We start from the raw sequence: 903 nt of genomic DNA, 5'->3' as shown, positions 1-903 counted from the left end.
GGGTCGTCTTAACCCGGAAAACCTGAAATAAAGAGTGTGCAATACAGGAGATTTTATTGTGATTAACCCGGGCTGTAGTTTTTGTACCCGTAAGGGGCTGCCTGTTTTACTTGTTCGTCCTGCCATCAAAGCGCAGGGTGATGGTGTGCCGGATTTACCTGCAAGCATTCAAATGCCGCCGGTAGAGAGAAAAGGCGAAACGGGCTATACCACTCGTCTGTTGCGAGCAGGCTTTCTGTATATCTGGGATGAGCTGGTGAGTGGCTGGATCAATTATTACGTGACCCGCGAGGGGTATTACTATCCCCTGCCGGAAAATGGCAAAGTGCCTCCCCGCTTAGCCAGCGGTGAAATGAAACCCTGCATTGATCAGCCCAATGAGTTGGCGCGAGCTTCGCTGGTGACATTACCGGTACTGCCGGAAGGTTTCGAAAACAAGGCTTTTTGGTTGGCCTGGTCGGCGGTGGCGTGGACGGATGCGGTACGTAAAAAGCATGAAGATCCGGCCTATCGAGCGCGATATATGCAACGTTTTGATATGGAAAAATGGCTGAACAGTGGAGAGGGGGAGAATGCGCTGCCGTTCTCGTCACTGACGGATACTGTAGCGGAATATCACACGAGAATAGATACTAACCGGCGTATTGCCGATTACACCCGCTCTCAGTGGAATGGGAAATATCTATTTGATCAGAATAACCTCTGGTGGGCAGAGAGAGAATTAATGCCAGGCAAAGGGGTCATCCTGTTCCTGCCTGATCCGGTTGCAATGGTGCAGGACATTACCGCGCTGATGAATTATCGGTTAAAGACCCAGTTTCATGAAAATCCACATTACATCAGAGGGATTGCACTTTCGGCTTCTCTAGGCACGCTGAAAGAGGCGTTGTGTCGGCAGTTTGA

Annotated in this window: 1 protein-coding gene; it reads left to right on the top strand. The window is 50.3% G+C overall.

Annotation, left to right across the window (positions count from 1 at the left end; all coding sequences use genetic code 11):
- Positions 1-58: 58 nt before the first annotated feature.
- The coding region (locus EAE89_RS23015; protein ID WP_339423567.1) for a T6SS effector BTH_I2691 family protein at positions 59-903 on the top strand (845 nt) is incomplete at its 3' end.

The sequence above is a fragment of the Photorhabdus heterorhabditis genome, assembly GCF_018448905.1.
GTDB lineage: Bacteria > Pseudomonadota > Gammaproteobacteria > Enterobacterales > Enterobacteriaceae > Photorhabdus > Photorhabdus heterorhabditis.
This window is presented reverse-complemented; position numbering and strand designations above follow the sequence as displayed.